Source organism: Actinoplanes sp. NPDC049802, from assembly GCF_040656595.1.
In the GTDB taxonomy this organism is placed as follows: domain Bacteria; phylum Actinomycetota; class Actinomycetes; order Mycobacteriales; family Micromonosporaceae; genus Actinoplanes.
Genome location: NZ_JBFAMR010000158.1, coordinates 1 through 4,775, shown reverse-complemented (window position 1 = coordinate 4,775; position 4,775 = coordinate 1). Strand labels below are relative to the sequence as shown.

Genomic DNA, 4,775 nt, shown 5'->3' with positions numbered 1-4,775 from the left:
GACGACGTCAGACATCAGATCGCCTCCCTCCGCGACGGTGGATCAGATGCAGTCCGAGCTGGAAATCCAGGGCCCACCAGCCCCGGAGGGAAATCTCCCGGATTTATCCGTGGGGATCGTTAACCAGTTCGACGAGGACTACGTGCTCGCCAAGACGCGGGCGCCGGAGGCCGCCGCCGACCGTACGCTGGCGGACGCGGACCTGCGCAGCACCTACGGGGTGACCGTGGTGTCGATCAAACGGCCCGGCGAGAGGTTCACCTACACGACCGCCGACACCACGGTCTACGCCGGCGACGTGCTGATCGTGGCGGGCGACTCCCGCAGCGTCCAAGCCTTCGCCGCCCTTCCCTGAGGCTCCCGTCTCGGGCAACGGGCCGCCGCGGCACGCACCGGCCGCACGCGCCGCCGGGCAGCCGGCCGGGTTGCCGCCCGGGCGATGACGAGAGCTGACCGGTCAGGTGGTGAAGACGGTGAACGCCACCTGGTGAACCTTGCCGTCGGCCTGGAACTGCAGGAACAGGCGCTTGTCGCCGCGTTCGGCGAAAGCGGCGTGGAAGGCCAGTACGGCGTCGGCCGGGGCGGCGCCGGTCGCGTTCGACGGGATCGGGTGCAGGTGTTCGAGGCCCTGGGTGCGTACCTCGAAGTTCGACAGGTGGGCGTACGCGCCGAGATACGGTTCGAGCGCCGCCGGGCGGCCGTCGCGCAGCACCTGGAACTGCAGCGCCGCCGGGGTGCCGGAGGTCAGGTCGGCGGTGCCGTCGAGGCGGCGCACCGTGTACGGGCCGGAGCGGGCCTGCGCCTGCGGAGCCGGGACGGGGATCATGCGGGTGTCCCCGGCGATGACGAACGGGACACCGAGCACGGTCGGGTCGGCGCCCGCCGGACGGCCGTGCGGCGTGAACTCCAGGTACACCCGGTAGGCGCCGCCGTCGGTGATGGTCACCGGGGCGGTCCACACGCCGTCGGCCACCTCCGGGTGCAGGTGCTGGTATCCGGACAGGTCGTCGCGCAGCACGTACATGTGCATGGGTTTGGTGTGGACGGTCTGGAAGTCGGTGGCCGGGCCGCCGGGGCCGGTGATCCGCACCGACACCGTGGCCGGGCCGCGGACGGTGGGCAGCGACAGCGGCTCCACGCGGTAGCCGTCGTAGCTGTCGGAGAGCCCGTCGCTGTGGAAGACGGCCGGCGCCGCGACGGGCGCCGCCGCCGGAACGGGCGCCGGCGTCTCGCCGCGGCTGTCGGCGAACATGTAGGCGGCCGCGGCGAAACCCGCGAGCGTCACCGCCGCCGACAGACGGCGGTGACGCGATCCGGAGCCGGTCAGCTGACTGCCGCCGTTCCGGTGGGCTTCACGAGGAACAGTCCGACGCCGATGCTCTGCACGGCTACGACCCCGTTCTTGAGGTACGGCAGGACCATCCAGCTGCCGCTGTAACCGCTGGCGTTGGAACTCGGGTCGACGTCGAAGTAGCCGACCTCGGGCAGCTTGGCGGAGGCGGCGTTGGTGGTGTCGAGGATGCGCAGGCCACCGCGGTACGAGGCCTGGAAGTGCCGGTTGCCGACGGTGTAGCCGTTGTGGTTGACGAACGTGCCGCGGGTGGCGACGTCCTTGCCCACGTACCGGGCGGCGTCGAGCTTCTCGATGTTGTAGACGAAGTCCGGGCTGCCGCCGGCCGTGCTGATCGTCTCGTCGTTGACGATCATGTGCTTGTAGTCGCTGGTGGCGAAGCCCTGGTGGATGAAGCCGGCGCCGGGGTGCGTGACGCTGGACAGGACGACGATGTTCGACTTGTTCGTCACGTCCAGGATCTGGAACCGTTTGCCCTGGCCGGTGTAGTTGAACGCGATCTCCCGGCCGGTGTAGCGGGTGTCCGGGCCGGCGTAGTTCACCACGATCGACTCGTGCGAGTAGACCTCACGGCTGTAGCAGCCCGCCAGCCGCAGGGTCAGCGGCGTCTTGATGTCGTAGATCGTGAGGCCCTTGCTGCACGTGTTCGCGCCGGACACGTACAGGAAACCGGTGTTCTGATTGATCTGCAGGGTGTGGCTGTTGGTCAGGCCGGTGAACCGGGCGTCGGCGGTGAACGTCTGCGGCGTGGTCACGCCCTGCAGCTTGTTGAGGTTGAAGACCTGGATGCCGTGCGAGACCGAGTCCTTGCCGATGTAGGCGTAGTTGCGGTAGGTGCGCACGTCGCACCAGGACGAGCTGACACCGTTCGACGACGGCAGATTGCCCAGGTAGCGCGGGTTGGCCGGGTCGGTGACGTTGACGAACGACATGCCGTTGGAGCGGCAGTACAGGATGTACTCGTTGCCGTCGCGGGTGTCGGCCCAGTACCACATGCTCGACGAGCCGCCGCCACCCAGCGCGGACTGCGGCAGGAAGCTGAGCAGGTCGACGTTCTTGCACGGGTACCTGTCGGCCATCCCGTTGACGCAGGTGATCGGCGCGCCGGCGAGGCGTTCGCCGCTGCGCCAGGTGGGCTCGTAGATGCGCAGCATCTCCGCCTGCTCGGCCCGCCCCTCCGGGGTCTCCGGGTCGTGCGCGGTGGCCGGTGGCCCGGCGGTGGCGAGCAGCAGCGCCAGTGCGGCGGCGGCCAGGACGGAACGACGGACAGCTCGGAGCATGATCGACGCCCTTTCGCGCGGGGGCCGGCGCGCGCGGGGGTGTGGCACGCACCGGATGCGTGCCGAACGCTAAGTGTCCATTCGACAAGCGTCAATGTTTTGCGGATTGTTGAGCACCATCCGCGACGTGATTCGTTCCGCCATAACCCCAGGTGGATGGGCTGGAGGTTATGCGTGTCCGCTGTTGGCCGGCACGTTCCCGGCCCCGCTACTCCATGACTCGCAGGGGGAGGTGCTGCGCGGCCGCCGCGGCGCCTGGCGGCCTGGTCCGGCCGAAGGCCGCCTACGGGAAGGTCTCCAGGAACTTCTCGATGACGGCCGTCCGTTCCGGGAGCGGCCCGGCGGACACCTCGAGCAGGTCGAAGCCCTGGTCACGATAGGTCTGCTCGTGGAGCCTCTCGAAGGTCAGCGCATCGTCGAGACCGATGCGCCGGGCCGCGGTCCGTTCGACGAATCCCTGATTGCGGACGAAGAAGACGGTCCGCTCGTAGAAACGCTCCGCCGTCAGGCGCTCGACCTCGTCACGAAGGCGACGGGACGGTGGCCGGCCACCGTAGCGGCAGAGCGCCAGCGTGCAGAACGGAGACCGGTCGAACACGACGATGCCGTGCCCGGCCCGGCCGGCGGCGCGCTGGCGCCGCTGCTGAAGCTCCAGGACGTGGTCGGCGAACCCGGGATCCCGCCACGGCTCCGCGTCGCCGAGCGCCTGGGACAGCGCGATGACGTCGGTGGCGGCCTCCTCCACCACGGCGTGCCCCCGCACCTCCAGCCGGCGCAGGATGGCGGTCTTCCCGGCGCCGGGCGTCCCGGTGAGGATGAAATTGGGCATGGCGATCCCTTCGTGAGACGTGCAGAAGTGGAGTGGACGGTGTCCGCGGGAGGGTTCGTGACGAGCGCCGAAGGTCGAGAGCAGTGCTCCATCGACGGGCCGGCGCGAGAACTCGCCCGAATCATACCGTCGCGCGATCGGGTGCCACCCGCGACGCTCGCCAGGAGCACACTGGCAGGATGGGCCGGATGGTGATGCGCGGTGCTCTGGCCGTACTCCTCTGTCTGGTTCTGATCCTGATCGCCGCGTGGGCCGCGCAGCGCCGGCTGATCTACTTCCCGGATCGCGCGCGACCGCCGCTCCCGGCGGGCGCGCGCGAGGTGACCCTGCGCGCCGCGGACGGGCTGCGGCTCACCGCATGGCTTTTCCCGCCCCCTTCCGGTACGCCGGAGCGAGCCATGTCCGTGCTGGTCCTGCCCGGGAACGGGGGAAACCGGGCGGGCCGGGTGCCGCTGGCCGCCGCCCTCACCGCCCGGGGTCTGACCGTGCTGCTGCTGGACTACCGCGGCTACGGCGGCAACCCGGGCGACCCGTCGGAAACCGGCCTGGCCCTCGACGCGGACGCCGCCCGCGCCTACCTGACCGAGATCGGCCACCCGATCCTGTACTACGGCGAGAGCCTCGGCGCGGCGGTCGCCACCGCCCTGGCGACCCGTCATCCGCCGGCCGGGCTGCTGCTGCGCTCCCCGTTCACCGAGCTCGCCGCCGCCGGCAGCGCCCACTACCCGTTCCTGCCGGTCGGCCTGCTGCTGCGCGACCGGTTCCCGGTGACGGCGCTGATCTCCCGGGTGACCGCCCCGACCGCGGTCGTCTACGGCACCGCGGATCGGGTGGTGCCGGCCGAGCAGAGCCGCGCCGTCGCCGAGGCCGCCGCCAACCTGACCCACCTGGCCGTGGTCGACGGCGCCGACCACAACGATCGTGTCCTGCTGGACGGCCCTCAGCTGATCGCCGCCGTCGCCGCGCTCACCGGCTGAGCTTCCGCCCGGACCGGTCCGGTGGGCGGGACCGTCCGCGGGTCGCGGCGCTGCCGGCCCAGCCGACGGCGTGACCTTCGGTGCGGCTTCACAGCGCCGCACCGGTCCTGGCCGGTCAGTTCTTCATGCCGGACAGCAGGCCGACGTCCTCGGCGGGGCGCCGAAACGGGTGCCGCCCTCCAGCATCATTATCGATAGTGATAACGGTAGGCCCGAATCGGCCGCCGAGGGTGCACCCGGAGCCCGGTTAACGGGTGTGACCGTATGGGCAAGGCTGATGGCGCCAATCGGTAACGCCGCTGTGATCTTTTTAGATAACGTTCAGGTCGCGCCCCGCC

General features: G+C 70.5%; 6 protein-coding genes. 3 read left to right on the top strand and 3 right to left on the bottom strand.

From position 1 onward, the window contains the following. Nucleotides 1-109 precede the first annotated feature (109 nt). A complete protein-coding gene (locus AB0I88_RS40965) occupies nucleotides 110-355 on the top strand; it encodes a TrkA C-terminal domain-containing protein (protein ID WP_361037650.1) in 246 nt (81 codons plus the stop codon). 102 nt (nucleotides 356-457) lie between these two features. Here AB0I88_RS40965 and AB0I88_RS40960 read toward each other — a convergent pair whose 3' ends face one another. The 3 genes from AB0I88_RS40960 to AB0I88_RS40950 form a co-directional block, all read right to left on the bottom strand. Next, entirely contained in the window at nucleotides 458-1,285 is an 828-nt protein-coding gene (locus AB0I88_RS40960; protein ID WP_361037648.1) for a hypothetical protein, read from the bottom strand. A 38-nt stretch (nucleotides 1,286-1,323) separates the two neighbouring features. Beyond that, nucleotides 1,324-2,631: a choice-of-anchor B family protein gene (locus tag AB0I88_RS40955; protein ID WP_361037646.1), complete on the bottom strand. Its 1,308-nt coding sequence runs from the start codon at nucleotides 2,629-2,631 to the stop codon at nucleotides 1,324-1,326. A 283-nt stretch (nucleotides 2,632-2,914) separates the two neighbouring features. Next, nucleotides 2,915-3,460: an AAA family ATPase gene (locus tag AB0I88_RS40950; protein ID WP_361037644.1), complete on the bottom strand. Its 546-nt coding sequence runs from the start codon at nucleotides 3,458-3,460 to the stop codon at nucleotides 2,915-2,917. 179 nt (nucleotides 3,461-3,639) lie between these two features. Between AB0I88_RS40950 and AB0I88_RS40945 the strand changes: the two genes are divergently transcribed. After that, a complete protein-coding gene (locus AB0I88_RS40945; protein WP_361037642.1) occupies nucleotides 3,640-4,437 on the top strand; it encodes an alpha/beta hydrolase in 798 nt (265 codons plus the stop codon). Nucleotides 4,438-4,507: 70 nt separating this feature from the next. After that, nucleotides 4,508-4,775: hypothetical protein (locus AB0I88_RS40940; RefSeq protein WP_361037640.1), on the top strand; the 268-nt coding region annotated here is incomplete at its 3' end.